Annotated in this window: 22 protein-coding genes; 11 read left to right on the top strand and 11 right to left on the bottom strand. The window is 64.6% G+C overall.

From position 1 onward, the window contains the following. Positions 1-41 precede the first annotated feature (41 nt). Positions 42-1,088, top strand: a complete 1,047-nt coding sequence (locus ACILRC_RS02630) for an NAD(P)H-binding protein (RefSeq protein ID WP_395667786.1) — start codon at positions 42-44, stop codon at positions 1,086-1,088. Here ACILRC_RS02630 and ACILRC_RS02625 read toward each other — a convergent pair. The 7 genes from ACILRC_RS02625 to hutU form a co-directional block, all read right to left on the bottom strand. After that, positions 1,085-3,472 carry a fimbria/pilus outer membrane usher protein gene (locus ACILRC_RS02625; RefSeq protein WP_395667785.1) on the bottom strand — a complete coding sequence of 796 codons (2,388 nt, stop codon included), beginning with the start codon at positions 3,470-3,472 and terminating at the stop codon, positions 1,085-1,087. The genes ACILRC_RS02630 and ACILRC_RS02625 overlap by 4 nt on opposite strands. Continuing rightward, a complete protein-coding gene (locus tag ACILRC_RS02620) occupies positions 3,450-4,193 on the bottom strand; it encodes a molecular chaperone (protein ID WP_395667784.1) in 744 nt (247 codons plus the stop codon). Before ACILRC_RS02620 ends, ACILRC_RS02625 begins: the two co-directional genes overlap by 23 nt. Beyond that, positions 4,174-4,698 carry a spore coat U domain-containing protein gene (locus ACILRC_RS02615; protein WP_395667783.1) on the bottom strand — a complete coding sequence of 175 codons (525 nt, stop codon included), beginning with the start codon at positions 4,696-4,698 and terminating at the stop codon, positions 4,174-4,176. The genes ACILRC_RS02620 and ACILRC_RS02615 overlap by 20 nt, the downstream gene beginning before the upstream one ends. Before the next feature lie 238 nt (positions 4,699-4,936). Continuing rightward, positions 4,937-6,043: an SGNH/GDSL hydrolase family protein gene (locus ACILRC_RS02610; protein ID WP_395667782.1), complete on the bottom strand. Its 1,107-nt coding sequence runs from the start codon at positions 6,041-6,043 to the stop codon at positions 4,937-4,939. Between the two features lie 79 nt (positions 6,044-6,122). Continuing rightward, positions 6,123-6,944 carry a phytanoyl-CoA dioxygenase family protein gene (locus tag ACILRC_RS02605; protein ID WP_395667781.1) on the bottom strand — a complete coding sequence of 274 codons (822 nt, stop codon included), beginning with the start codon at positions 6,942-6,944 and terminating at the stop codon, positions 6,123-6,125. A gap of 34 nt (positions 6,945-6,978) precedes the next feature. Further along, positions 6,979-8,544 carry a histidine ammonia-lyase gene (gene hutH, locus ACILRC_RS02600; RefSeq protein WP_395667862.1) on the bottom strand — a complete coding sequence of 522 codons (1,566 nt, stop codon included), beginning with the start codon at positions 8,542-8,544 and terminating at the stop codon, positions 6,979-6,981. Positions 8,545-8,556: 12 nt separating this feature from the next. Further along, on the bottom strand, positions 8,557-10,260 hold the full coding sequence (gene hutU / locus ACILRC_RS02595; RefSeq protein WP_395667780.1) for a urocanate hydratase: 1,704 nt from the start codon (positions 10,258-10,260) through the stop codon (positions 8,557-8,559). A 97-nt stretch (positions 10,261-10,357) separates the two neighbouring features. Between hutU and hutC the strand changes: the two genes are divergently transcribed. From hutC to ACILRC_RS02565, 6 genes are read left to right on the top strand one after another with little or no spacing between them, the layout of a single operon-like run. Continuing rightward, complete coding sequence (gene hutC, locus ACILRC_RS02590) at positions 10,358-11,116, top strand: histidine utilization repressor (RefSeq protein WP_395667779.1); 759 nt, start codon at positions 10,358-10,360, stop codon at positions 11,114-11,116. After that, on the top strand, positions 11,113-11,733 hold the full coding sequence (locus ACILRC_RS02585; RefSeq protein WP_395667778.1) for a HutD family protein: 621 nt from the start codon (positions 11,113-11,115) through the stop codon (positions 11,731-11,733). The genes hutC and ACILRC_RS02585 overlap by 4 nt, the downstream gene beginning before the upstream one ends. Continuing rightward, positions 11,730-12,950 carry an imidazolonepropionase gene (gene hutI / locus ACILRC_RS02580; protein ID WP_395667777.1) on the top strand — a complete coding sequence of 407 codons (1,221 nt, stop codon included), beginning with the start codon at positions 11,730-11,732 and terminating at the stop codon, positions 12,948-12,950. Before ACILRC_RS02585 ends, hutI begins: the two co-directional genes overlap by 4 nt. After that, the gene (gene hutG / locus ACILRC_RS02575) at positions 12,943-13,737 is read left to right on the top strand and encodes an N-formylglutamate deformylase (RefSeq protein ID WP_395667776.1); all 795 of its coding nucleotides are present in this window, start codon (positions 12,943-12,945) and stop codon (positions 13,735-13,737) included. The genes hutI and hutG overlap by 8 nt, the downstream gene beginning before the upstream one ends. Next, complete coding sequence (locus ACILRC_RS02570) at positions 13,737-15,191, top strand: formimidoylglutamate deiminase (RefSeq protein WP_395667775.1); 1,455 nt, start codon at positions 13,737-13,739, stop codon at positions 15,189-15,191. Before hutG ends, ACILRC_RS02570 begins: the two co-directional genes overlap by 1 nt. After that, a complete protein-coding gene (locus ACILRC_RS02565) occupies positions 15,188-15,811 on the top strand; it encodes a YitT family protein (RefSeq protein ID WP_395667774.1) in 624 nt (207 codons plus the stop codon). Before ACILRC_RS02570 ends, ACILRC_RS02565 begins: the two co-directional genes overlap by 4 nt. Before the next feature lie 41 nt (positions 15,812-15,852). Here ACILRC_RS02565 and ACILRC_RS02560 read toward each other — a convergent pair whose 3' ends face one another. From ACILRC_RS02560 to ACILRC_RS02545, 4 genes are all read right to left on the bottom strand, one after another. Continuing rightward, complete coding sequence (locus tag ACILRC_RS02560) at positions 15,853-16,329, bottom strand: tetratricopeptide repeat protein (protein WP_395667773.1); 477 nt, start codon at positions 16,327-16,329, stop codon at positions 15,853-15,855. Positions 16,330-16,378: 49 nt separating this feature from the next. Continuing rightward, positions 16,379-17,557 carry an FAD-dependent monooxygenase gene (locus ACILRC_RS02555; protein ID WP_395667772.1) on the bottom strand — a complete coding sequence of 393 codons (1,179 nt, stop codon included), beginning with the start codon at positions 17,555-17,557 and terminating at the stop codon, positions 16,379-16,381. 8 nt (positions 17,558-17,565) lie between these two features. Then, the gene (gene parC / locus ACILRC_RS02550) at positions 17,566-19,941 is read right to left on the bottom strand and encodes a DNA topoisomerase IV subunit A (RefSeq protein WP_395667771.1); all 2,376 of its coding nucleotides are present in this window, start codon (positions 19,939-19,941) and stop codon (positions 17,566-17,568) included. Between the two features lie 106 nt (positions 19,942-20,047). Further along, positions 20,048-22,027 (bottom strand): DNA topoisomerase IV subunit B, encoded by a 1,980-nt coding sequence (locus ACILRC_RS02545; protein WP_395667770.1) that lies wholly within the window; start codon positions 22,025-22,027, stop codon positions 20,048-20,050. Positions 22,028-22,147: 120 nt separating this feature from the next. On the opposite strand from ACILRC_RS02545, the gene ACILRC_RS02540 reads away from it, so the two are divergent. The 4 genes from ACILRC_RS02540 to dapA are packed head-to-tail and all read left to right on the top strand — an operon-like array spanning position 22,148 to position 25,075. After that, complete coding sequence (locus ACILRC_RS02540; protein ID WP_395667769.1) at positions 22,148-23,383, top strand: MFS transporter; 1,236 nt, start codon at positions 22,148-22,150, stop codon at positions 23,381-23,383. A 4-nt stretch (positions 23,384-23,387) separates the two neighbouring features. Beyond that, positions 23,388-23,528, top strand: a complete 141-nt coding sequence (locus ACILRC_RS02535) for a hypothetical protein (protein WP_395667768.1) — start codon at positions 23,388-23,390, stop codon at positions 23,526-23,528. A gap of 52 nt (positions 23,529-23,580) precedes the next feature. After that, complete coding sequence (locus ACILRC_RS02530) at positions 23,581-24,156, top strand: class I SAM-dependent methyltransferase (protein WP_395667767.1); 576 nt, start codon at positions 23,581-23,583, stop codon at positions 24,154-24,156. A 25-nt stretch (positions 24,157-24,181) separates the two neighbouring features. After that, positions 24,182-25,075 carry a 4-hydroxy-tetrahydrodipicolinate synthase gene (gene dapA, locus ACILRC_RS02525; RefSeq protein WP_395667766.1) on the top strand — a complete coding sequence of 298 codons (894 nt, stop codon included), beginning with the start codon at positions 24,182-24,184 and terminating at the stop codon, positions 25,073-25,075. Positions 25,076-25,089: the final 14 nt, after the last annotated feature.

The following is a 25,089-nucleotide window of genomic DNA, read 5'->3' as shown; positions in this document are numbered from 1 at the left end:
CCTCGCCCTCTCTGGCGCCCAGCGCACCAAGGCGGCGAGTATTGGTCCTTGGCGCGACCGGCACCATCGGACAGGCTGCGGTGCGCTCGCTGGTGCGCCACGGGCACGAGGTGGTGTGCCTGGTGCGCCAGCGCAACTGTGCACACAGTCCGCAAGGAAGCTCCGACGGCACCCACCCTCGCGCACCAGGCAAGTCGCCGGACCTGCGTGGCATCGGCGCGGACGTCAATGCGGTAGGCACCGTCCAAGCGCCGTCCGGCGCCACCGTGCGCATGGCCGATGTGACCGACCCTGTCTCGTTGGAGCGAGACGGCATCGCGGGGGAGCACTTTGAGGTGCTGCTGTCGTGCCTGGCCTCGCGCACAGGCGAGCCACGCGATGCGTGGGCCATCGACCACCAAGCCCACCTGCACGCGCTGCACGCAGCACAGCAGGCTGGGGTCACGCAGGTGGTGTTGCTCTCGGCGCTGTGCGTGCAGAAGCCCCGGCTCGCGTTTCAGCATGCCAAGCTGGCGTTTGAGCAGGCGCTGGTGGCATCAGGAGTCACCTACTCCATCGTGCGACCCACTGCGTTTTTTAAGTCGCTCTCCGGGCAAATTGAGCGGGTGCGCAAGGGCAAGCCGTTTTTGGTGTTTGGCAATGGCCAGCTCACCGCCTGTAAACCCATCAGCGACGACGACCTGGGCGACTACCTGGCCACTTGTATCGACAACCCCAGCCGCCACAACCGCATCCTGCCCATCGGCGGGCCGGGCGACGCCATCACGCCCTTGCAGCAAGGCGACGTGCTGCACCAGTTGCTGGGCCGCCCACCCCGCTTCACCCACGTTCCGGTACGGCTGCTCGATGCGATCGTGGCGGTGCTCACCCTGGCAGGCAAGGTGGTCCCGGTACTGGCCGCCAAGGCCGAGCTGGCCCGCATAGGCCGCTACTACGCCACCGAGTCCATGCTGGTGTGGGACGCACACCACCAGCGCTACGACGCCGACGCAACGCCCTCTTACGGCAGCCACACGCTGCAAGACCATTACCGCGATGTGCTGCGAGGCAAAACCCACCATTGCCCCGGAGACCATGCGGTGTTTTAAGGCGGTAAACACACGGCGTGCTCAGCCATCCGTGCCACATGGTCCACCACCAGGTCAAACTGGCAGACGGCATGCCCTTGCGGCGCCACACGCATGCGGTAGCTGCCCGGCTTGGGAAACTCCAGGTACACATCCCCACGCCCGCCCACCACAAAAATCCGCTCCAGACCCAACACCTGTACTTCGGACCAAGCTGGTGGCGCGCTCCCGTCGGGGTACAGCACGCTGACAGTGCCGCCAATCACTTGCGCCACCCCAAAGTCGGCGCGCACGCCGCCCAACCAACGGGGCCGCACCGTCAGATGGGTGGTGTTGAGGAGGTGGTCCATCGGAATCGTGAGGGGATCGATGCTCAGCAAATTGTTCTGGTAGGCGCGCAGGTTGCCGACCAGCGCGCTGCCATCGGCGCCAGTGCGTGCCGCCAGCTGCCCCTCGAGGTACACCGGCACGCCTGGCTCGCCGACATGCACCACGGCAAAGCTCTGGGGCAGGCCGCGGGTCCAGTGCACTTGGCGGCCCAACACAGCCACGCCGCCACTGGCACCCAGACGGGTGCTCGGACCTGCCTCCTGTTCCACCAACTGGGCGCTCCAACGGCCTCTGGGGTGCTTGAGCGAGAGGTCGACTTGCTGCGTCCCAAGGCCATCGACCCGTGCTGCGGCCAGTCGGTAGTCCAGCCCGTCGGTACCCGGTGCGACTTGTGCGTAGTCGACGTACACGCTATCGGACTGCGGTGCACGCTGGGCGCTGACCGTAGAAATATGCTTCGAGTCCCACACTGCGGTGATGCCCGCCAGCAGCGACACACCGGCCAGCGCGTTGGTAGACAGCAGCGACACCTGCGCCGTCACGCGCGCATGCAATTGCCACGCGTAGTTCATGTGCAGCACCTTCACATCGCCCTGCTCGCGGTTGTGGCTTGCGCGGCTGAGGTAGTTGGTGATGAGGGTGCCCGACCCCATGGGCAGCGCAGCCTGCAGGGTCCACTGGCGGCTTGGCGCGTTCTGTACGTCGCCTCCTACTTGGCGAAAATCTGCCGAGCTGCCGGTGACACGCGCACCCAGCGATACCCGGTTACCGGTGAAGCTGTACAGCAAGCCGTAGGCGCCGCCAACCTGCTCTGCGCTGCTGGCAACCATGGTGGCCTCCGCCACACTGCTCCATGCGGGGAACAACAAGGCGTGCGAGAGGCCCACTGTGCGTGCATCACGCTGCACTTCCGCACGCAGCTCAGCGGTCCACCGTGGGCGCATGCCGCGACGCAAGGTCATGCTGGCAAAGGGGTCGCCGTAGTCGTCGCTTTGCGTGCCATAGTTGCGGCGCAAAGCGCCCAACTCGTAAGACTCTTGCAGCAAGCCCGGACGCAGCAAGGTGGCGCTGGCCAGAAAGGGCTGGGTTACCACCTGCTCGCGGCCCAACACATCACGCACCACCATGCGGATCTCGCCTTTGCCGTTCACCAGCGGCAGGTTATTGATGACAAACGGACCCGCCTCCACGTTCTGGCGCGAGCGCAGCACGTTGTCCACATACACGTCGACGGTGGAGGGCAACACCGCATCGCCTGCCACGCTCGGAATGGACTGCACGACGAACTCTGGCCGCACCGCAAAATTGGTTTCGTACTGCAGGCCGCCAAACAGCGCTCCAATGCCCCAAGCGCCGGTGCTGGTGATGGCGTCGCCCAGGCGCAGCGTCTTGATCGTGTGGGGTGAATCGATCTGCACGCTGCTCATCAGCCGCACGCTGTGCGCCTGGCGCAAGGCCAGCGAATGGGTCATCAGCGCTGGACCTGCGAAACCACCCACACCGAGCAAGCCGTCGTAGCTTAGCTCCTGCGGGGTTTGGGTGCGCCCCAGCTCGTAGTTGAAAAATCCACCCGGCGAGTAACTGGGAGCCTGCAGGTTTTCGGCAGCCAGCGCGTCCAGCACCTGGGACTCGAATGCGCTGGCGCGCGCCACCAGTATCACGCGGGCGCTGGCGGTATCGCGCTGCACCTGCACACCCGGCAGGGCATAAAGGTCGAAATGCGGCACCCCGGCCACACCGCGCATGGCCCGCGCATCCGGACGCAGTTGCAGGCGCTGCAGCAAGTCAGCGCCAACCAGCAGCCCTTGGGTGGGCGTCTCTACAAACGGCTCACCCTCGCTGACGTCGATGCCATTGAGAACCAGCCCCAGCACCAGCACTTGCGATCGCGCCGGCACTTGCGTCAGCGCCGGCACTTGCGCCTGCGCTTGCGGCGCTGGCAGGGGCGCAGCCTGCACCGCTTGCGTCCATCCCGGCGGCGCAGCCAGCAGGGCCGTCCACAACGCTACAGACCAAGCCGCCGCCGCCGACACCCGGGCCCGCGACAAGCCGCTAGCGGGGGCATGCGAGCTCAACATCTACTACCAGCGTCCCCGCGTCGGTGTCTACCGTGGCGGTGTGGAGCCGCTGTGCCGAATCGGGGCCGAATGGTGTGACATCCCAGCCGGTCTCCTGGGTTGGTAAGAGGTAATGCAGCTTGTTCCAGTCCCCCACGGTCTGCGCGGTGGCAGCTTGCTTCAACTGCATGCGCAGCACCTTGAGGTGGCGGTTACCCAGGTTGCGCAAGCGAAGCGATGCACCTTGAGGCTGGCAATCTACTGCAAAGGCAATCAGGTCTCGGGGTGCGGTCTGCGCCTCGACGAACACAGGCAAATCGTGGCGCACCACCAGCCGCATGCGGGTGCTGTCTTGCGCTTGCGGCAGCGGTACTTCTTCAATCACCATACGGTAGGCCTCTTCGACCTGCATGGGTGCGCCCGAGCGCAACCCGACGCGTACGATCTGGACCGCCTCTGGCGCGAGCCGAAAGGTGGTTGGTGTGACCAGCAACTGGTCTGTTGGCTCCACCCCAGCGGGCAAATCGGTGGCCGTCCACGGGTAGGCGCTGACCTGTACCAAGGCCACTTCATCTCCCCGGTTGTAGACCCGAAGCACGCCAACGCGAACCTGAGCCGACAAGTTCACCCGCACCGGCGAGACCTCGATCGCTCCGGCCCAGCCTGCGCCTGCTGCACTTGCGATGCAGCAGGCCAGCACGGTGCTGCGAATGCAGCACTTAGTACTGAACGGTGACATTCACCACATCCGCGTAGTTGGCTGCGGTCGCGATCTGGCCCTGGAAGATGCGGCCGTAAGCGAAGATCGACTGGCTCAACCCGGTGCCTACGCCCACCATGGTGCCGGACCCTGACGTGCCATCACCCCACACCGTGGTCCGCGCCGCTGTGGTGTAGATCGAATAGCCAAGCCACTGGTTGGCGCCGGCACTCATCTTGCGGTTGGCCAAAGTACTGCCAGCACCGCTACCGGTATTGAGCAGCACGGTGTAGCCGGAACCGGCGGTGCAGTTAACCGAGATGTTGCCCACCGCATCCACGTTGCCCGCCGAAATCACGGCGCTGGTCACGCTAGGAAAAGCCAAGGTAGACGCACCCACCACACACGACCCGGTGACCGATGCAGAGACCGACATCGCCCCCGAAGCAGTAGCCGCATTGGCAGCCGGAACCAGACCCAAAAAGGCCGCGCAAATCGCTGCAATCCGGATGGAGTGCGCACGGCTTGAATTGAATGTTTTCATAAGGACTCCTAAACGCTGTGGCGTCGCACCGAAGGGTGCGAAACACCTGGCAGCGGGTCCTATGTTCAACATCAAAGGGGCGCTAGTCTGTACGCTAGCGTGCAAAGCCGGGGCAGGTGGAGGACAGGTGGTTGTCCAAGCCTATGGCACCGTCCAAGGCCTACCGTTCAAGCGCTCGCTAAGCGGAGCCTCTCAACGCAGGCGGTTGAGAGGCTCCGGCGCCCGAAAACCTCTTCGACTAGAAGGTCCAGCCCTTGGCGTTGATTGCGCTACGGATCGACTGCGCCATCAACTGGTTACCGAACGGCGTGGCGTGCAACGAGTCCGCAAACAGATGGGTACTCCAATCGGCCGGCCCGCTGCCGTTCAACAGGCTGTCGGTACACACCGCGATGTTGGTGGTGCCGCACGCCTTGTCGGTCACGTTGGTCAAAGCAGTGGCACCGATGGTTGCCGAGCTGGGGTTTGCGACAAAACTATTGAGGGTCGAATAGAAGTCGAAGATCACCACCCTGGCGCTGTCGGCGCTGAGTTGGGCGCTAAGCGTTGCGTTGAACGCCTGAGCCCAGCCGTTCACGATGGCGGCGGCCTGGGGGCCCGCTGTGTTCAGCGCCGGTGCCTTGGACAGGTCAGGCAGGTTCACCACAACAACCCGTCCTGCCCCCTTGGCAAGCACGTTGGTCTTGACCGCATTGGCCAGCATGATCGCAGTCTGCTGCATGTAGGCAGCACCGAGGTTGGCCAAACCGGTGGAGTCCGTGTTGAGAACCGCATCCACGGTCGCAGCGGGCAACAGGTCCTTGAGCATGGTTCGGTAAGCTGCCAAGGCCTGCGCTGCGAAGGGGTTGCCAAGGGTCAGGCCTTCAAGCAGGGCTTGCGACAAAGCGCCCACGTCGTTACCGCCACCATCTACCATGATCAGGTCGTAGTGGGCGAAGTTGCGGCCACTGCCCATGTCTTGGAGTTGCTTGACGATGGACTCCGGCGTGGCATCACTGTCCACCGTGGCACCCGTCACCAAGCCGCTGGTCAAAGTGAGGGTCACTGGGTTGATCTGAGCTCCGCCGACCGCGTAGCCGGTGCAGCCAGCAACAGGTGCGAGTGTGCCGTTGTAGGCGGCGCACAAGGTATTGAGCCGGTAGCCATTGGAGATGTGTTCAGGCCAAACCAGGTAAGGGTTTGAAGGGTTGGAACTTTGCACCGTGAACCGAATCCCAAACACACCCACGTCGTTCAGGCTGTCGCCTGCCACGTAAGCTTTGGGTGGCTCGGACGTGCCACCGCCGCATCCCACCAAGACAATCGCAGCGCCAATCAGGGCTGCCCGCAGCTTCGAAAGAATCATCAGAGTCTCCTAAATAGAACGGTCGTTCGTTTACCGGAATTGTTCCCTCAGCATGGTGACAGCGGTAGCGGGTAAACGCCTATAAGCGGCTGGCCGCCACCAAGGGAAACAAGGCGTCCTCCATCACCGCCCCATCGCCCAGCCGCTCGGCCAAACCGGTAAATGGTGGCGAGGTGCGCCAGGGGCGCAGGGCGTGGCGGGCGTCATCGCCCAGGTAGCGCGCCGAGAACACGCGCCTGCGCGCTGCGGGCCCCACACCACTGCTGGCGTGCAGCGTGAGCATGTGGAAGGCCACGGCATCGCCTGGCTCCAAGGCCCAGGCGAGTTGGCGGTGGTGCTGGGGACGGGCGTCGATGTCGGGCAGCTCGGCCAGGGTGCCGGGGGCGAACCAATTGGCCTGCTGGTCACGGAAACTTCGCGGCATGTACCAGGTGCCCGTGTGGGAACCGGCGACAAAGCGCAAGGTGCTTTGCAGCGACACCGGGTCGACCGGGATCCAAAAACTCACGTTTTGGCGGCCAGTGACGTTGTAGTAAGGCTGGTCCTGGTGCCAGGGCGTGGACTGGCGGGTGCCGGGCTCCTTGACGAGCAGATGGTCGTGGTAGATGCGCACGGTCTGGCTTTGCATCAGTTGCGCGGCCAGCGCAGGCAGGGCCGAATGGCGCATCACCTGTTCGTACTGCGGGTTGCTTTGCCAGGTGCAAAAGTCTTCGACGAAGCGGCCGGGATCGTCCGGGTTGCTGGCCACTTGGGCCAGGGGGCTCAGATGGGCGAGGTTGTGTTCGATGCCCTGTTCCAGGGTTTGCACCTCGTCGCGGCTTAAGGCGCCGCGCAGCACCACCGCACCATCGCGGATGAAGTTTTCAATCGTTGGGGCGCTGAGGGTGAGGCTGGGCTGCATAGCTGGGTCCGGGTGCTGCAGGGCGACCCGCTTTTTACTTGGCAACCCAGAGTGTAGGCAGGTGGTCCAGGCCACGCAGAATGCGCCCAAGCGCGCCCTGACGCACCAAGGCAGTGGCGTGCTCAATGTCGGGCGCCAGGTAGCGGTCCACGTGGTGCGCGGCAATGTCCCTGCGCAAAAGCGCATGCACCTGCTCCAGTGCCTCGGAGCTTCTGAGGGGCCGCAAAAACTCAATGCCCTGCGCAGCCGCCAGGAGCTCAATGCCCAGAATGTGCGCGGTGTTGGCAATCATGGGCTGCAATCGGCGGGCAGCGAAGGTGGCCATGCTCACATGGTCTTCCTGGTTGGCGCTGGTGGGCAGGCTGTCCACACTCGCCGGGTGCGCCAGCGACTTGTTCTCCGAGGCTAAGGCTGCGGCAGTGACGTGCGCAATCATGAATCCACTGTTGAGGCCAGCGTCTGCAGTCAAAAACGGCGGCAGGCGCGACACGCCGCTGTCAATCAGCATGGCAATGCGCCGCTCGGCAATTGCGCCCACTTCGGCGATGGCCAAGGCCATGCCGTCGGCAGCCAGAGCCACCGGCTCGGCGTGGAAATTCCCGCCAGAAACCATCGCGTTGTCCTGTGCAAACACCAATGGGTTGTCGGTCACGGCGTTGGCCTCGCGCACCAGCACCAGCGCGCCGTGGCGCAGTTGGTCCAGGCAGGCGCCCACCACTTGCGGTTGGCAACGCAGGCTGTAGGGGTCTTGTACCCGGTCGTCGCCTTCGGTGTGGGAGGCGCGGATCTCGCTGCCCTGAAGCAGCGCGCGGTAGTACTGCGCCACATCGATCTGACCCGGCTGGCCGCGCAGCGCGTGGATGCGTGGATCAAACGGGCCATCGCTGCCGCGCGCCGCGTCCACCGTGAGTGCACCAATCACCAGCGCGGCTTCCAGCACCGGCTCAAAACTCAGCAGCGCATGCAAAGCCAAAGCAGTGGAGGTTTGGGTGCCGTTGATCAGCGCCAGACCCTCTTTGGCGCCGAGTTGCAGCGGCGTGATGCCTGCGCTTTTCAGCGCCTGTGCGGCAGGTACGCGCTGTCCGTTGAGCAGCATGTCGCCCTCGCCCAGCAGGGCCAGCGTCATGTGGGAAAGCGGCGCCAAATCGCCCGACGCGCCCACCGACCCTTGCGACGGCACATAGGGCACCAAGCCCGCGTTGTGCACCGCCAGCAGCGTATCGACCACCACCGCGCGCACACCCGAGTGACCACGCGCCAGGCTGGCGGCTTTGGTCACCATCATCAAACGCATGATTTCTGGCGCCAAGGGCTCGCCCACACCCACGCTGTGCGAGCGGATCAGGTTGAGCTGCAGCGTGGCCAGCTGGTCTTTGCTTATGCGCTGGTTGGCCAGCTTGCCAAAGCCGGTGTTGACGCCATACACCGGCGCGTCGCCGTCGGCCGCGTCTTGCACCACACGCTGGCTGGCGTCGATGGCCGCGTAGGCACTGGGCGGGAAGGCCACCTGCTGCACACCCGCGTGGATGGTTTGCAACTGGTCTAGTGTGAGGTGGCCGGGTTCGATCAGAAAGGTGTCAGGCATGGGACGGTCTCCTATCTTGGATGCGCGTTAACGATCGAGCATGGGCAGGTTCAAGGCCTTGTCCTTGGCGCAGGCCACCGCAATGTCGTAACCCGCGTCCGCATGGCGCATCACGCCGGTGGCGGGGTCGTTCCAGAGGACGCGCGCAATACGTTGGTCGGCCGCCTCGGTGCCGTCGCACACGATGACCACGCCGCTGTGCTGCGAGTAGCCCATGCCCACGCCGCCGCCGTGGTGCAGGCTGACCCAGGTGGCGCCACCTGCGGTATTGAGCAAGGCGTTGAGCAAAGGCCAGTCGCTTACGGCGTCCGAGCCATCTTGCATGGCTTCGGTTTCGCGGTTGGGCGAGGCCACCGAGCCGCTGTCGAGGTGGTCGCGGCCAATGACGATAGGCGCCTTGAGCTCGCCGCTTTTCACCATGGCGTTGAAGGCCAGACCGGCGCGGTCACGGTCGCCCAGACCGATCCAGCATATGCGTGCGGGCAGACCCTGGAAAGCGATGCGCTCACCGGCCATGTCGAGCCAGCGGTGCAGGCCGGCGTCATGGGGGAACAGCTCCTTCATCTTGGCGTCGGTTTTGCGGATGTCTTCGGGGTCGCCGCTGAGCGCCACCCAGCGAAACGGCCCTTTACCTTGGCAAAACAGTGGCCGCACATACGCCGGCACAAAGCCGGGAAAGTCGAAGGCGTTGTTGACACCTTGGTCGAACGCCACCTGGCGGATGTTGTTGCCGTAGTCCACCGTAGGAATGCCCATGGCCTGGAAGTCCAGCATGGCCCGCACATGCGCCGCGCAGCCCTGGGCTGCAGCCTGGCGCAAAACCGCATGTTGCGTGTCGTCCGCTTGCGCCGCGTGCCACTGCGCCACCGTCCAGCCCGAAGGCAGGTAGCCGTTGACCAGGTCGTGGGCAGAAGTTTGGTCGGTCACGATGTCGGGACGGAGGCCACCGGCGCGGGCCCGCCGCACCATCTCGGGCAAGATATCTGCGGCATTGCCCAAGAGCGCAATCGACACCGCTTTTTTCTCGGCGGTGTAGCGGGTCAGCCGTGCCAAGGCGTCGTCCAGGTCTTGCGCTTGCTCGTCCACGTAGCGGGTCTTGAGGCGAAAGTCGATGCGGCTTTGTTGGCACTCGATGGTCAAGGACGAAGCACCCGCAAAGCTGGCCGCCAAAGGCTGCGCGCCACCCATGCCACCCAAACCGGCAGTGAGTATCCAGCGCCCCGCCAGACTGCCCCCAAAGTGCTGGCGCCCGGCCTCCACAAAGGTCTCGTAAGTGCCTTGCACAATGCCTTGGCTGCCGATGTAAATCCAGCTTCCAGCGGTCATTTGGCCGTACATCATCAGGCCTTTTTTGTCGAGCTCGTGGAAGTGCTCCCAAGTGGCCCACTTGGGCACCAGGTTGGAGTTGGCAATCAAAACCCGAGGTGCATCCACATGGGTGCGAAACACCCCCACCGGTTTGCCGCTTTGCACCAGCAGGGTTTCGTCTTCGTGAAGGCCTTGCAGCGCCTTCAGCATGGCCTCAAAGCAATCCCAGTTACGCGCCGCTTTGCCAATGCCGCCGTACACCACCAGCGCGTCCGGGTTCTCGGCCACCTCGGGGTCGAGGTTGTTTTGAAGCATGCGGTAGGCGGCTTCGATTAGCCAGTTCTTGCAGGTGATGGCGCTACCGCGCGGGGCACGCACCACACGGGCTTGGGCCGGCTTTTGGATGGCAGACAGGTCGGACATGGCAACTCCTGGGAGAAACGTTAGGGGCTAAAAAAAGCAGAAAAATTCGTTGCGCAGTGTACTTGTCTAGACATGTCTATGCAAATACAATTTGACGATGCCGCGCCGCACCGCTCTCCCACCCACACCCACACCCGCACGCTCTGACGCTCAGCCAGCGCAAGCGCCGTACCTGCGGGTCAAAGCCTTTCTCAAGGCTGGCTTGGCGAACGGCCAGTGGGCGCCGGGCGCGCAGATGCCGTCCGAGTCCGAATTGGTAGCGCAGTTCGCGGTGAGCCGCATGACGGTGGGGCGCGCCATCCGCGAGTTGCAAGCCGAGGGGCTGGTCACCCGTGTGCAGGGCGTGGGCACCTTTGCGGCCCACCTTTCGCGCGTGTCGTCCACCCTCACCATCCGAGACTTGCACGAAGAAATCGTGGCACGCGGCCACACCCACCATGTGCAGGTGGTGCTAGCGCGCGCCGAGCGCGCACAAAGCGCCCTGGCCCAGCAACTGGGACTGGACCGTGGCAGCGCGGTGTTCCACACCTTGATCGTGCATTTTGAAAACGGCGTGCCGCTGCAGTGCGAAGACCGCTACGTCAACCCCGCCAGCGCCCCGGACTACCTGGCGCAAGACTTTAACCAGACCACGCCCACCCAGTACCTGCTGCAAGTCGCGCCCTTGTGGGAGGCGCAGTACTCCATCGAGGCCGGCCCACCCACTGCGCAAGAGGCGCGGCTGCTGGGTATCGATGTGCACGACCCATGCCTGATCGTGGTGCGACGCACAGTCAACCGCGACATCCCCATCACGCTGGCCCGGCTGGTGCACCCCGGCGCACGCTACCAAATTCACGGGCAGTTCAAACCATGAGCATCGTCACCATCGCCGCCGACAGCGTGGCGCCGCAGGCGTGGCGCAATGGCGGCGGGCAAACCCGCGAGCTGCTGGCGTGGCCCACGCCCAGCGACTGGGCGCTGCGCATCAGCCGCGCCGACATTGGCGCCGACGGTCCCTTCTCGGAATTTGCCGGGGTGCAGCGCTGGTTTGCTGTGCTGCACGGCGCGGGCGTGCGGCTGCGCTTTGCGCATACGGTAACCACGCTGCAGGCGGGCGACGCGCCCTTGCAGTTTGACGGCGCCAGCGCGCCCTTGTGCGAGTTGGTCGGTGGCCCCACGCAAGACCTGAACCTAATGGTGCGCGGTGGGCGCGGTGTCATGCAGGCGGTGCAGGAAGCAGCGCCCTGGCATGCGCACTGTTCCATGCGCGGTATGTATGCGGTCGCCGCAGGCGTTTGGAGCGACGGCGAGCAGACGCAAGCGCTCCCAGCCCACACCCTGCTGTGGTGCGAAACACCGGCTGACCGACCCTGGACGTTTTCCCCCCGTGCTGCGCAGACAGCTCCGACCGCGAATGACGCTGCACACTCTGGCGCGTACGCGCCCGCCATCGCCTTCTGGCTGGGCTTCACCCCGGAGACCCCACCATGAGCACCCTGCATCTCTGGCGCAACGCGCGCGTCACCACCTTGGCCGGCGACAGTCCTTGGGGCCTGATCGAGGACGGCGCGCTGCTGACCCGCGACGACACACTGCTGTGGGTGGGCCAGGCCACTGCTCTCCCCCATGAACACCGGGCGCACATTGCGCAGGAAACCGACCTGGGCGGCGCGCTGGTTACACCGGGTCTGATCGACTGCCACACCCATCTGGTCTACGGCGGCCAGCGCGCCAATGAGTTTGAGCTTCGGTTGCAGGGCGCCAGCTACGAAGACATTGCCCGCGCGGGTGGCGGCATACGCTCCACGGTCGCCGCCACCCGCGCGGCGTCGGATGCCAGCTTGCTCTCCAGCGCCACGCGGCGCGCCAAGGTGCTGATGGCCGATGGCGTGACCACGCTCGAGGTCAAGTCCGGTTACGGCTTGAGCGAGCTGCACGAGGGCCGCTGCCTGGCGATTGCCCGCGCCTTGGGCGCTTCGCTTCCCTTGACGGTGCGCACCACCTACCTGGCGGCGCACGCGCTGCCCCAGGAGTTCTCTGGCCGTGCGGACGACTACATCGACGCCGCCTGCGAATGGCTCCCACGCCTGCATGCGCAAGGTCTGGTCGACGCGGTGGACGCGTTTTGCGACACCATCGGCTTCACCCCGGCGCAGACCCGCAGGGTGTTTGACACCGCCAAAGCGCTGGGCCTTCCCGTCAAGCTGCATGCCGAGCAACTGAGCAACCAAGGCGGCGCGGCGCTGGCAGCAAGTTATGGCGCGTTGTCGTGCGACCACCTGGAGTTTTTGGATGTCTCGGGGGTGCAGGCCATGTCGCAGGCGGGCACGGTGGCGGTGCTCTTGCCCGGCGCCTACTACTTTTTGCGCGATACCCATCTCCCGCCGATTGCGCAGTTGCGCGAACACGGCGTGGCTATGGCGCTGGCCACCGACCACAACCCCGGCTCGTCGCCGGGCCTGTCGCTGCTGCTCATGCTCAACATGGCTTGCACCCTGTTTCGGCTCACGCCCGAAGAGGCACTGCGCGGGGTCACGGTGCACGCCGCGCGCGCGCTCGGCCTGGCAGACCGTGGCCAATTGGTGGGTGGGCAACGGGCCGATTTTTGCGTCTGGAACCTGGACCACCCCAACGAACTGGCCTACTGGTTTGGCCACAACCCCTGCATGCGCGTGGTCGTAGCGGGGAAGGAGCGCACCCATGGCTGAGCCCGTTTTTTCCCTGCACCAAGGCAGCACGCCGCTGCTGATCAGCCTGCCGCATGTCGGCACCCAAATCCCGTCGGAGCAGACGCGGCATTACACCGAACGCGCCCTCCGGGTCGAAGACACTGACTGGCACCTGGAGGCGCTCTACGCCTTTGCCAAAGACTTGGGCGCCAGCATGATCGTGCCGCGATACTCGCGCTACCTGATCGACCTCAACCGCCCCAGCGACAACACGCCAATGTACGCGGGCGCCAACAACACCGAGCTGTGCCCCACCCGCTTCTTCACCGGCGAGCCGCTGTACCAAAACGGCATGGCACCCGATGCCACTGAAATTGCCCGGCGCACCACCACCTACTGGCAGCCCTACCGCAGCGCCATCGACGCGGAGCTGACGCGCATCCAGGCAGCGCACGGCCACGCCGTTCTGTTCGACGGCCACAGCATCCAATCCGAACTGCCTTGGTTGTTTGAAGGCACCCTGCCCGACTTGAACCTGGGGACCGCTGAAGGCAAGAGCGCCGCCCCCAGCTTGTGCGCAGCGCTCACCGAGGTGCTGCAAAGCCAAAGCGACTTCACCCATGTGGTGGATGGCCGCTTCAAGGGTGGCCACATCACCCGCCACTACGGTCGTCCGGCTGCCGGATGGCACGCGGTGCAATTGGAGATGTGCTGGAAGTGCTACATGGCCGAGCAGCCGCCCTATGCCATCGACCCGGCGCGCGCGCAGCGCGTCACGCCGGTGTTGCGCGCACTGGTACACACCTTGATCGGATGGCGGCCGTGATGCAAAGCGCAGTTCCCCGCCCACCCACGGCGGCCAATCTGACTGGCCGCAACCCGCAGCTGCTGTGGGCACCGCGCGCATGGCTAGGTGGTGACGCAGCCGCCCACTGGGCAGAAGGTGTGTGCCTGGAGGTGGATGCCAGCGGCCACTGGAAGGCCATCACCCCCGGCGTGCACACGCCGCCCGCGCACGCCACGGTGCTGGCCGGGCCTGCACTTCCGGGCATGGTCGACGCCCACAGCCACGCGTTCCAGCGGGCGTTTGCCGGCTTGGCTGAGCGGCGCGCGTCGGACGCGGACGATTTTTGGTCCTGGCGCGACCGCATGTACGGCGTGGCGCTGCGCACCACACCGGCGCAGCTGCGCGCCATCGCCACCCAGCTCTACCTGGAGCTGCTGCAAGGTGGCTACACGCAGGTCTGCGAGTTCCATTACCTGCACCACCAGCCAGACGGCACGCACCACCCCGACCCCGCCACCATGGCCTGGGCGCTGGCGGACGCGGCCCAAGACGCGGGCATGGGCCTGACCTTGCTGCCGGTGCTGTATGAGCGCGCAGGCTTTGCGCAGCCCAGCTTGCGCGTGGACCAGCGCCGGTTTGCCACCACGCCGGGCTTTGTGGCTGATCTGCAGCGCAGCGTGCAGCGTAGCGGCCGCGCGTTACTGCATGCGGGTGTGGCCATCCACTCGCTGCGCGCGACGTCCTCGCAATCCATCGCCGCGCTACGGGCCGAGGTGGGCGACACCGACCTGCCGATCCACATCCACGTCGCCGAGCAAATCCAAGAGGTGCGCGAATGCTTGGTCGCGCACGGCCAGCGGCCCATTGCCTGGCTGGCTGCACAGGGCCTGCTGGATGCGCGCTGGCAACTGGTGCACGCCACCCACACCGAACCTACGGAGATCGACGCGGTGGCGCGCAGCGGCGCCGGCATTGTGATTTGCCCCAGTACCGAGGCCAACCTGGGCGACGGCTTGGCCGACATGCCGGGCTGGCTGCAAGCCCTGGTGCCCATGGCAATAGGCTCCGACAGCCAGGTCTGCCGCCAGTGGGCCGAAGAGCTGCGCTGGCTGGAGTACGGCCAGCGCTTGCAACTGCAACGCCGCAATGTGGCGGCTGCGCCCGCGCAAGGGCAAAGCGCTACAGCAGCGCGACTGTTCGATGCCGCCATCCGCGGCGGTGGACCAGCCGCTGGTTTCGCGCGCTGGGGCCTGCGAGTGGGTGCCCGGGCCGACGTGGTGGTATTGAACGACCACGCGCCCGGTCTGCTGGGCGTGCCCGCCAGCCACACGCTGGACGCCCTGGTGTTTGGCTGCGACACCCCAGTGGTGCGCGATGTGTTCGTGGCTGGGCAGGCGGTGATCCGCGAAGGCCAGCACGCCAAGCAAGCGCCGGTGGCAGCGCAGTTCGTAGCGGCCATGGACGCGCTCTGGCACGGCGCTGTGTTGGAATGAGCCCCATGGAACCCCAATCACCCGACACCACCAGCCACACCTGGCTGGACGATGCGGTGGCCTTGCTCACCGGCGCGCTGTTCATTGCGCTGGGCATCACCATGTTCGCCCACGCCGGGTTGTTGACTGGCGGCGTAGCGGGCATCGCGTTTTTGCTGAGTTACGCCACCGGCGCGAACCTGGCTTGGTGCTTCTTTTTGATCAACCTGCCGTTTTTTGTGATGGCGTGGTTCCGGCTGGGACCGGAGTTCACGCTCAAAAGTTTTGCGGCGGTGGCGCTGGTCTCGGTATTCACTGCGTGGGCACCGAAGGTGGTGCGCTTTGCGCTGCTCAACCCGTGGTTGGCGGCGGTGTTGGGCGGCTTCTCGGTGGGGGTGGGCTTGCTGGCATTGCTGCGCCACCGTGCCAGTGTGGGCGGCGTCGTGATCGTCGCCCAGTGGTTGCAACAAAGCCGCGGGATCAGCGTGGGCAAAGTGCAGATGGGCGTCGACCTGGTGGTGGTGCTGGCGGCTCTCACGCTGGTGAGCCCCATGAAACTGTTGGCCTCTGTCCTAGGGGCGGTGGCCATCGGGCTGGTGCTCGCCCTCAACCACAAGCCCGGACGCTACCTGGGCGTGTAACCGAACCGGAGCACGCAGCGAGTGCGCGCTCCAGCGCGGCATCACTTGATGGTGCGGTGCTTGAGGATGGCGGCTGCCAGATCCTGGTACTCCTCGCAGGTTTTATTGCCGCAGATTTTCTCCAAGGCCACCAACAGCTTCTCGGCCTCCAAGGGCTTTTTGTCCATCAGGTAGGCCTCGCCCAGGTACTCGTGCGCGCCTTTGTGCTTGGGGTTGAGCTTGAGCGCAGTGTTGTAGTGCTCAAAGGCTTTGGCCAGATCGGGCTCGGGTTTTTTGCGGTTGTAGTAACCCAAGAGGTTGTGCACATCCGCATTGTTCGGTTCTTCGCGCACCGCCACCGAGAGGGTATAGGAAGCGTCGCGCCAGTTGCCTTTGTCGATGGCTTTGCGGGCATCGGTGAGCCGTTCGGCCACGCTGGGCGAGGAGCTGCTGATGTCACCCGCCGCCACCGCCAAGGTGGCAACGACGGCGAACAACACGGGAGCCGCAAAGCGGCAAACACGGGAAATGAAACGCATACAAATCTCCTTGGTTAGGGGGTTGCGACGGTAGACGTCCCCTGCGACTTCAACGCACACCAATGTACAGCCAAGGGACATCGAGCAGGCGCGCACCGAGCAATGCCAGTGCAGCGTCCCGGCCCCAGCGCATGGGACCCATCAAGTGGAAGATGCGGCCGTTGCGGGCCGCGCGCGCCTGCACCCGCGCATTGCGCTGCCAGCGCAGGGCGGCATAGCGCTCCAACGCTTGCGGCACGCTAGCACTTGGTGCGGCCAGCGACTGCGCCAGCACATACGCGTCTTCGATGGCCATGCCAGCGCCCTGCGCCAAATACGGCAGCATGGGATGCGCTGCATCGCCCAGGAGCGCGACCCGGCCTTGCACCTGCTCCGCAGCACTGCCCATAGGCGGCCGGTCGTAAAGTGGCCACAGACGCCAGGTACCCACGACGGCCAGCAGCGCCCTGAGTTGTGGGCAGGCTGAATGCACCCGCTGCTGGAGGTCCTCAGCGACGGCGCTGTGGTCCCAGCCCCGCACATCGCCTGGGAGCTTGCCCTGCACGATCACCACCACATTGAGCCACTCGCCGCCCTTGACCGGGTACTGGACTGCGTGAAACCGGGGCCCCAACCAAGTGGTAACCACCTGCGAACGCAAGGCAGACGGCAAGTCTGACTGGCGCACCATGGCACGGTAGGCCACGTGCCCGGTGGCGCGGGCGCTGGCGCTGCCGAAAACCTGTTGTCGAACCCAACTCCACACGCCGTCTGCACCAACCAGTGCGTCAGCGCAAAAGCCGCCACCTTGCACGGTTTGCACCGTGACGCTGGCAGGCGTCGTATCGATCGCAGCGACCCGCTGCCCCAGGTGCAAGGCCACGGTGCTCTGCTGGCGCACCGCTTCCAGCAGCAAGGCGTGCAAGTCGGCCCGTGCCACCGTGGCGTAAGCTGCTCCGTACTTCTGAACTGCGCGCTGCCCCAGCGGCAGCACACCCAGCACCAGGCCACTGGGGGCGCTGCGCACTTGCAACTCTGCAGGGAATGCGGCCACGCGCGCCAGGGCTTGGCCCAGGCCCCATTGCTGAAGCAATCGCACCACATTGGGCCCAAGCTGCACGCCCGCGCCCACCTCACCAAAGGCGTCAGCCTGCTCCAGCAACTGCACGCTGCAACCGCTTTGGGCGCAGGCCAGCGCCGTAGCCAGTCCGCCGATGCCGCCGCCTGCCACCAAAAGCGAAGTTGCCATGCAACGCCCTATTCCACTCGCAGCACCGTATGCGGCTTGAAGCCGAGGTCTGCCGCTTTGCCTTTGCGGCCGCGTGCCGCGCGGGCGTTGTTGAGGCTGCGAATCTCCAAGGTTTCTTCACGCGGTTTGCCACCGCGGCCGATGCCCTCGATGCGCACGCTGCGGCCGTAGGCTGCGGCTCCGGCCAAGGTATCTTTTGGCTCGAGGTCGATCAGCATCAGACCGCGCCCGCCATGGGCCATCGTTTTGAGTTCGGCCACCTCGAAGGTCAAGATTCGCCCACCGGTGGAGGCGCACGCGACATGCGTAGCCGGCGCCACCAAGGCCGCAGGCGTGCCAGGCAACACAACGCGCCCGGGCGCGCCCGCCACCAAGGAGGGGCGGCACAGTGTCTCGCCCGGGTTGCAAGTGACAAACGACTTACCAGCCTTTTGGCGCGACACCATGTTCTCCACCGACGCGATGAACCCGTAGCCGCCGCTGCCACTGAGCAAGAGCGTGGCCGCGGCCGGGCCGGCAAAGTAGTGCAGGATTTGGGTGCCGCTCTCCAGCTCGATCAGCGTGGTCACCGGCTGGCCGTCGCCGCGTCCGCCCGGAAGCAGCGCGACCGCCACCGAGTAAACGCGGCCGTTAGAGCCAAACACGAGCAAGGTATCTAAGCTGCGGCACTCGAAGGTGCCGTACAGCGCATCGCCCGACTTGAACGCAAAACTGGTCGCCTCGTGACCGTGGCCGCTGCGGGCGCGCACCCAGCCCTTTTCGCTGACCACCACCGTCACCGGCTCGTCGACCAGTTTGATTTCGGCCACCGCCTTTTTCTCGGCTTGGATGAGCGTGCGGCGCGGGTCGGCAAACTGCTTGGCGTCGGTTTCAATTTCCTTGACCATCAGGCGCTTGAGTGCGGCTGGGCTGCCCAAAATTTCTTCCAGGCGGGCTTGTTCATCGCGCAGTTCTTTGAGCTCTTGCTCGATCTTGATGGCCTCCAGCCGGGCCAACTGGCGCAGGCGGATCTCCAGGATGTCTTCGGCTTGGCGGTCGCTCAACACAAACCGCTCCATCAGAGCCGCCTTGGGTTCGTCCGACTGGCGGATGATGGCAATCACCTCGTCGATGTTGAGCAGCACCAACTGGCGCCCCTCCAAGATGTGGATGCGGTCTTGCACCTTGCCCAGCCGATGGCGCGAGCGCCGCTCGATGGTGGTTTGGCGAAACGCGATCCACTCCAGCAACATCTGCCGCAAGGACTTTTGCGTGGGCCGACCGTCCAAGCCCACCATGGTCAGGTTGATAGGCGAGGAGGTCTCCAAGCTGGTGTGCGCCAGCAGCGCAGTGATGAGTTCTTGCTGCTGGGTCTTGCTGGTCTTGGGCTCGAACACCAAGCGCACCGCATGCTCCTTGCCCGACTCGTCGCGCACCACATCAAGCACCGACAGCATGCTCGCCTTGAGCAGCTGCTGGTCCTGCGACAAAGCCTTTTTGCCCGCTTTGACCTTGGGGTTGGTCAACTCCTCGATCTCTTCCAACACGCGCTGACTGCTCACACCCGGCGGCAACTCGTTGACCACCAACTGCCATTGGCCGCGCGCCAGGTCTTCGATGGTCCAGCGCGCGCGGCACTTGAGGGAACCGCGACCCGTGCGGTAGGCCTCGGCGATGTCCGCCGCGGGGCTGATGATTTGCCCGCCGCCTGGAAAGTCGGGGCCCGGCAGGATGGTCAACAAAGCCCCGTCGGACAAAGCAGGCGTCTTGATCAGGGCCACGCAGGCGTCGGCGATTTCGCGCAGGTTGTGGCTGGGGATTTCGGTGGCCAATCCCACTGCAATGCCGCTAGCGCCGTTGAGCAGTGTGAAGGGCAAGCGTGCGGGCAACTGGCGCGGCTCCTCGGTGGAGCCGTCGTAATTGGGAACAAAGTCGACCGTGCCTTGGTCGATTTCGTCGAGCAGCAAGGTGGTGATTTTGGCCAAACGCGCCTCGGTGTAACGCATGGCGGCAGCGCCGTCGCCGTCGCGCGACCCAAAGTTGCCCTGGCCGTCAATCAGGGGGTAGCGCTGCGAAAAGTCCTGCGCCATGCGTACCAGCGCATCGTAGGCGGCCTGGTCGCCGTGGGGGTGGAAACGGCCCAGCACATCGCCCACGACCCGCGCGCTCTTGACCGGCTTGGCCGCAGTGTTGTTGCTGGGCCCGCCGTAAGAGAGGCCCATGCGGGACATGGCGTACAGAATGCGCCGCTGCACCGGTTTTTGGCCATCGCAGACGTCGGGCAATGCGCGGCCTTTGACGACGCTGAGCGCGTACTCTAGGTAGGCACGCTGGGCGTAGGTGGCCAGGTTGAACTGGTCATCACCTTCGGTGGGGGGGAGGTCTAAGGTGGCTTGGTCGGTCATGGGGGCTGGCTGGCTTCTGCTCTACTGTGGTCAACGTAGGGGTGCGCTGGGGTGGTTCGGGTGAAGTTGCTTCGGGCGCTACGGGCTACAGGGTGTGGACTCAAACTCACACATCAATCTCAACCGAGTCCCCGTGGATCTCCATGAGCTCACGCCGGGCAGCCGCTTCGCCTTTGCCCATCAGCTTGGCGACCAAGGCCTCGGTTTGCCCGAAATCCATCGAACCCAGGACCACCGGCAACAAGCGACGGGTGTCCGGGTTCAAGGTTGTGTCCCACAGCTGCTCGGCGTTCATCTCACCCAGGCCCTTGAAGCGGCTGATGGTCCAGGCGCCCTCGCGCACACCCTCTTTGCGCAGCTTGTCCAAAATCGCCACCAGCTCACCCTCGTCGAGCGCATAGGCCTTGGACGCAGGCTTTTTGCCGCGCGCCGGGGCATCCACCCTGAACAAAGGCGGGCGCGCCACGAACACGTGGCCCGCATCGATGAGCTTGGGAAAGTGGCGGAAAAACAGGGTGAGCAGCAGCACCTGGATGTGCGATCCGTCCACATCGGCGTCACTCAGAATGCAGACCTTGCCGTAGCGCAAATTGCCCAAATCGGGTGTGTCATTGGGGCCGTGCGGATCGACACCGATGGCCACCGAGATGTCGTGGATCTCGGTGTTGGCAAACAAGCGGTCGCGGTCGACTTCCCAGGTATTGAGCACCTTGCCACGCAGCGGCAAGATGGCCTGGGTTTCCTTGTCACGGCCCATCTTGGCGCTGCCACCGGCGGAGTCACCCTCCACCAAGAACACCTCGTTGTAGGCCAGGTCGCGGCTTTCGCAGTCGGTCAGCTTGCCGGGCAACACGGCCACGCCCGAGCTCTTGCGCTTCTCTACCTTTTGCCCCGCGCGCTGGCGCGTCTGCGCCGCGCGGATGGCCAGTTCGGCCAGCTTCTTTCCATAGTCCACATGCTGGTTGAGCCACAGCTCCAGCGCCGGGCGCACCAGGCCCGACACCAGGCGCACAGCGTCGCGCGAATTGAGCCGCTCTTTGATCTGCCCCTGGAACTGCGGGTCCAGCACCTTCGCCGAGAGCACGTAGCTGGAGCGCGCAAACACGTCCTCGGGCATGAGCTTGACGCCTTTGGGCAGCAGGCTGTGGAGTTCAATGAAACTCTTGACCGCAGTGAACAAGCCGTCGCGCAAGCCACTTTCGTGGGTGCCGCCGGCGCTGGTGGGAATCAGGTTGACGTAACTCTCGCGCACTGGCTGGCCTTCTTCGGTGAAGGCCACGCACCACTGCGCGCCCTCGCCTTCGGCAAAACTTTCGCTCTGGCTGTCGGCGTAGCCCTCGCCATCGAATAGTGGGATGACGGGGTCGGCGTTGAGGGTTTGCATTAAGTAGTCGCGCAGGCCGCCTTTGTACAGCCAGGTCTGCGCCTCCTTGGTCTTTTCGACCAGCAGCGTGACACCCACGCCGGGCATCAGCACCGCCTTGCTGCGTAACAGGTGGACCAGCTCGGCCATGGGCAACGCGGCGGACTCAAAGTACTTGGGGTCGGGCCAAACCCGCACCGTGGTGCCGGTTTTACGATCGCCCTCAACCGCCTTGCGGATGTGCAGGGCCTCTGCCACATCGCCTCCCTCGAACACGACTCGCGCCACCGAACCTTCTCGGTGGCTGGTGGCCTCCAGCCGCTTGCCCAGTGCGTTAGTCACGCTCACACCCACGCCGTGCAGACCACCCGAAAAACTGTAGGCACCACCTTTGCCCTTGTCGAACTTGCCCCCCGCATGCAAGCGGGTGAACACCAGCTCGATGACGGGCGCGTTTTCTTGCGGGTGCATTCCAAAAGGGATGCCACGGCCGTCGTCTTCGACCGACACCGAACCATCGGCATGCAGAGTGACTTTGATCTTCTTGCCAAAGCCCGCCAAGGCCTCGTCGGCGGCGTTGTCCAGCACCTCTTGGATCACATGCAGGGGGTTGTCGGTGCGGGTGTACATGCCGGGGCGCTGCTTCACAGGCTCCAGCCCTTTGAGTACCCGGATGGAGGACTCGGCGTACTCGGAGTGAGCGGTGTTGGGTTTGGCAGACATGGCGGGAATTGTAGACGCCCAATGTCAAAATGCTGTACGTATCAACAGCATCACCGCCGCATCCGCCCTTTGCCACTGTGGCTGGTGGAGGCTCAGCGAAGGATTGGCTACATTAGCCCCATGCAAAGCACCCCATCGCTCTCCACCAAGCCCCAGCTTTCCATGGTGCAACTGCTGCTGTGCGGCGCGGCCATCGTGACGCTGTCGATGGGCATTCGCCACGGCTTTGGCCTGTGGCTGCAACCCATCACCATGGAGCGCAACTGGAGCCGCGAAACCTTTGCGTTCGCGCTGGCGGTACAAAACCTCACCTGGGGCGTTGCCGGTGTTTTTGCAGGCATGGCCGCGGACCGGTTCGGCGCGTTTCGGGTGGTGGTCGTGGGTGCGGTCTTTTACGCGCTGGGCCTGGTAGGCATGGCCTATGCGCAGTCGCCCACCGTCTTCATGCTGGCAGCCGGCGTGTTAATTGGCGTGGCGCAGGCCGGAACAACCTACGCGGTGGTGTACGGCGTGCTCGGGCGCAATGTGCCAGCCGAGCGGCGATCTTGGGCCATGGGCATCACTGCGGCTGCGGGCTCGTTTGGCCAGTTTCTGATGGTGCCCACCGAAGGCTTTCTGATCAGCCACTTTGGCTGGCAACAGGCGCTCACACTCTTAGGACTGGCGGCGCTGCTGATGATGCCGCTGGCCTGGGGGTTGCGCGAGCCGTCCGTGGGCGGCGCGACGCCCGCGCAGCGGGAGCAAACCATCCTGCAGGCGGTAGCCGAGGCGTTCAAGTACCCCAGCTTTCAGTTGCTCATGGCGGGCTACTTTGTGTGCGGTTTCCAGGTGGTGTTCATCGGTGTACACATGCCGAGCTACCTCAAGGACAAGGGCCTGTCACCCCAAGTTGCCAGCTATGCGCTGGCGCTGATCGGACTCTTCAATGTGTTTGGCACCTACGCCGCTGGGGCGCTGGGCCAGCGCTTAGCCAAGCGCAAAATCCTGGCTTTCATTTACTTGGCACGCGCGCTGGCCATCAGCGTGTTTCTGCTGGTGCCGCTCTCTCCGTGGTCGGTCTACGTATTTGCCAGCGTGATGGGGTTGTTGTGGCTCTCCACCGTGCCACCGACCAACGCCACCGTGGCGCAGATTTTTGGCGTGGCGCACCTGTCCATGCTGAGCGGTTTCGTGTTTTTCAGCCACCAGTTGGGCTCGTTTTTGGGGGTGTGGCTCGGTGGCTTTTTGTACGACCGCACCGGCAGCTACGACGTGGTGTGGGGCATCGCGATCGCGCTCGGTGTGTTTGCTGCCCTGGTCAATCTACCCATCCAGGAGCGGGCCATCGCCCGCCCGGCACCGGCAAGCGCCGGCTGAAACCATGGTGCTTGCACGGCGTCATCTGCTACTGCGCGGCCTGGTCTGGACTGCGGCATTGGCGGTCCTGGGGCTGGTGTTCTTGCTCTATGCACAGCCGGGCCTGATGGTTCAACTGAGCAACCATTTCTGGGCGTGCTTTTGAACCAAAGAGGCAATTCCATGCGCGTGTCCCGGCACCGCTTCCCGGCGACGGAATGGCTCGGCAAACCCGCGCGGTGAGCACGATGGCACCGTCGGATTGGATCGTTCGCTGGTCGCACCTGCTGGCCAGTGGCTGCGATGTACTGGATGTGGCCTGTGGCGGCGGACGCCATTTGCACTGGTTTGCGCAGCGCAAGCACCCGGTACTCGGTGTGGATAAAGACACCTCGGCTTCAACTTGGGTGGCAGGCGCACAGCTGCTGCAGGCTGACATCGAAGGCAAGGACTGGCCGATATTGCACCAAGGTCAGCCACGGCAGTTTGGTGGTGTCGTGGTGACCAACTACCTGTGGCGCCCGCTGATGCCTACCTTGGCCCACAGCCTCGCGCCCAAGGGGGTGCTGCTGTACGAAACTTTTGCCGCTGGTAACGAAACAGTCGGACGGCCCGCGCGCGCCGATTTTCTGCTGCAGCCCGGGGAACTGCTCCAACACTTCGCAGACCTTCACGTGGTTGCCTACGAATGCGGCGTATTGGAGAACCCCATACGCTTTGTGCAGCGGATTGCGGCAGTGCGCCAGAGCGCCGACTCCACCCAGATCGCGGCATACTCTGTCTCGCTAAAATGATTCGCTTCTCTAACTCTGGCACGTTATGACACTCTCACACAGTCCGATCCGAGGCAGCATCGTCGCCCTGGTGACGCCCATGGACAACGACGGTTCGGTTGACTACGTGGCCTTGCGCCGACTGGTCGATTGGCATATCGCGCAAGGCACTGACTGCATTGGTGCAGTCGGTACCACGGGCGAGTCGCCCACCGTCACGGTAGACGAGCATTGCGAGATCATTCGCGTTTGCGTTGAGCAGGCTGCGGGGCGGGTGCCGGTAATGGCCGGCTGCGGCGCCAATTCCACCAAAGAAGCCATCGCGCTGGCGAAGTTCGCCAAGGGTGTGGGCGCCAACTGCCAGTTACAAGTCGTTCCCTACTACAACAAGCCGACCCAAGAAGGCCTGTACCAACACTTCAAAGCCATTGCCGAAGCGGTGGACCTGCCACTGGTTCTCTACAACGTGCCCGGCCGTTCGGTGGCCGATCTGGCCCATGACACCGTGCTGCGCTTAACGCAAGTGAGCGGCATCGTTGGTATCAAAGAAGCCACCGGCAACATCGAACGCGCACAGTGGCTGATCAAAGAGGCACCGCCAGAGTTTTCCATTTACTCCGGTGACGACCCCACCGCGGTCGCCTTGATGCTTTGTGGCGGGCATGGCAACGTCAGCGTGACGGCGAACATTGCCCCGGCCCAGATGCACGCGCTGTGTATGGCCGCCATCGCTGGCGACGCCAAGCGCGCAATGGAGATCCAACGCACACTGCTGCCGCTGCACAAGGTACTGTTCATCGAGTCCAACCCTATTCCGGTCAAATGGGCGGTGGCGCGCATGGGTCTAAGTAAGGCTGGCATCCGTTTGCCCCTGACGCCCCTGACACAACCCAGCCAGCAGGTGCTGGAGAGGGTCATGCAGCAGGCCGGGCTGCTGTAACACTTTGCATTTCC

The sequence above is a fragment of the Rhodoferax sp. genome, assembly GCF_044236835.1.
GTDB lineage: Bacteria > Pseudomonadota > Gammaproteobacteria > Burkholderiales > Burkholderiaceae_C > Allorhodoferax.
Note: the sequence above shows the minus strand (reverse complement) of the source record. Positions and strands in the feature narration are given on the sequence as shown.

Excerpts from the sequence above, each read along its gene's own strand:
- hutG (WP_395667776.1), top strand. The coding sequence starts at position 12,943 with ATGGCTGAGCCCGTTTTTTCCCTGCACCAAGGCAGCACGCCGCTGCTG.
- ACILRC_RS02615 (WP_395667783.1), bottom strand. The coding sequence starts at position 4,698 with ATGAAAACATTCAATTCAAGCCGTGCGCACTCCATCCGGATTGCAGCG.
- hutU (WP_395667780.1), bottom strand. The coding sequence starts at position 10,260 with ATGTCCGACCTGTCTGCCATCCAAAAGCCGGCCCAAGCCCGTGTGGTG.
- ACILRC_RS02605 (WP_395667781.1), bottom strand. The coding sequence starts at position 6,944 with ATGCAGCCCAGCCTCACCCTCAGCGCCCCAACGATTGAAAACTTCATC.
- ACILRC_RS02530 (WP_395667767.1), top strand. The coding sequence starts at position 23,581 with ATGGCTCGGCAAACCCGCGCGGTGAGCACGATGGCACCGTCGGATTGG.
- ACILRC_RS02535 (WP_395667768.1), top strand. The coding sequence starts at position 23,388 with ATGGTGCTTGCACGGCGTCATCTGCTACTGCGCGGCCTGGTCTGGACT.
- ACILRC_RS02540 (WP_395667769.1), top strand. The coding sequence starts at position 22,148 with ATGCAAAGCACCCCATCGCTCTCCACCAAGCCCCAGCTTTCCATGGTG.
- ACILRC_RS02570 (WP_395667775.1), top strand. The coding sequence starts at position 13,737 with ATGCAAAGCGCAGTTCCCCGCCCACCCACGGCGGCCAATCTGACTGGC.
- ACILRC_RS02555 (WP_395667772.1), bottom strand. The coding sequence starts at position 17,557 with ATGGCAACTTCGCTTTTGGTGGCAGGCGGCGGCATCGGCGGACTGGCT.
- hutC (WP_395667779.1), top strand. The coding sequence starts at position 10,358 with ATGCCGCGCCGCACCGCTCTCCCACCCACACCCACACCCGCACGCTCT.
- ACILRC_RS02620 (WP_395667784.1), bottom strand. The coding sequence starts at position 4,193 with ATGTCACCGTTCAGTACTAAGTGCTGCATTCGCAGCACCGTGCTGGCC.
- ACILRC_RS02545 (WP_395667770.1), bottom strand. The coding sequence starts at position 22,027 with ATGTCTGCCAAACCCAACACCGCTCACTCCGAGTACGCCGAGTCCTCC.
- hutI (WP_395667777.1), top strand. The coding sequence starts at position 11,730 with ATGAGCACCCTGCATCTCTGGCGCAACGCGCGCGTCACCACCTTGGCC.
- ACILRC_RS02565 (WP_395667774.1), top strand. The coding sequence starts at position 15,188 with ATGAGCCCCATGGAACCCCAATCACCCGACACCACCAGCCACACCTGG.
- parC (WP_395667771.1), bottom strand. The coding sequence starts at position 19,941 with ATGACCGACCAAGCCACCTTAGACCTCCCCCCCACCGAAGGTGATGAC.
- dapA (WP_395667766.1), top strand. The coding sequence starts at position 24,182 with ATGACACTCTCACACAGTCCGATCCGAGGCAGCATCGTCGCCCTGGTG.
- ACILRC_RS02560 (WP_395667773.1), bottom strand. The coding sequence starts at position 16,329 with ATGCGTTTCATTTCCCGTGTTTGCCGCTTTGCGGCTCCCGTGTTGTTC.
- ACILRC_RS02610 (WP_395667782.1), bottom strand. The coding sequence starts at position 6,043 with ATGATTCTTTCGAAGCTGCGGGCAGCCCTGATTGGCGCTGCGATTGTC.
- ACILRC_RS02585 (WP_395667778.1), top strand. The coding sequence starts at position 11,113 with ATGAGCATCGTCACCATCGCCGCCGACAGCGTGGCGCCGCAGGCGTGG.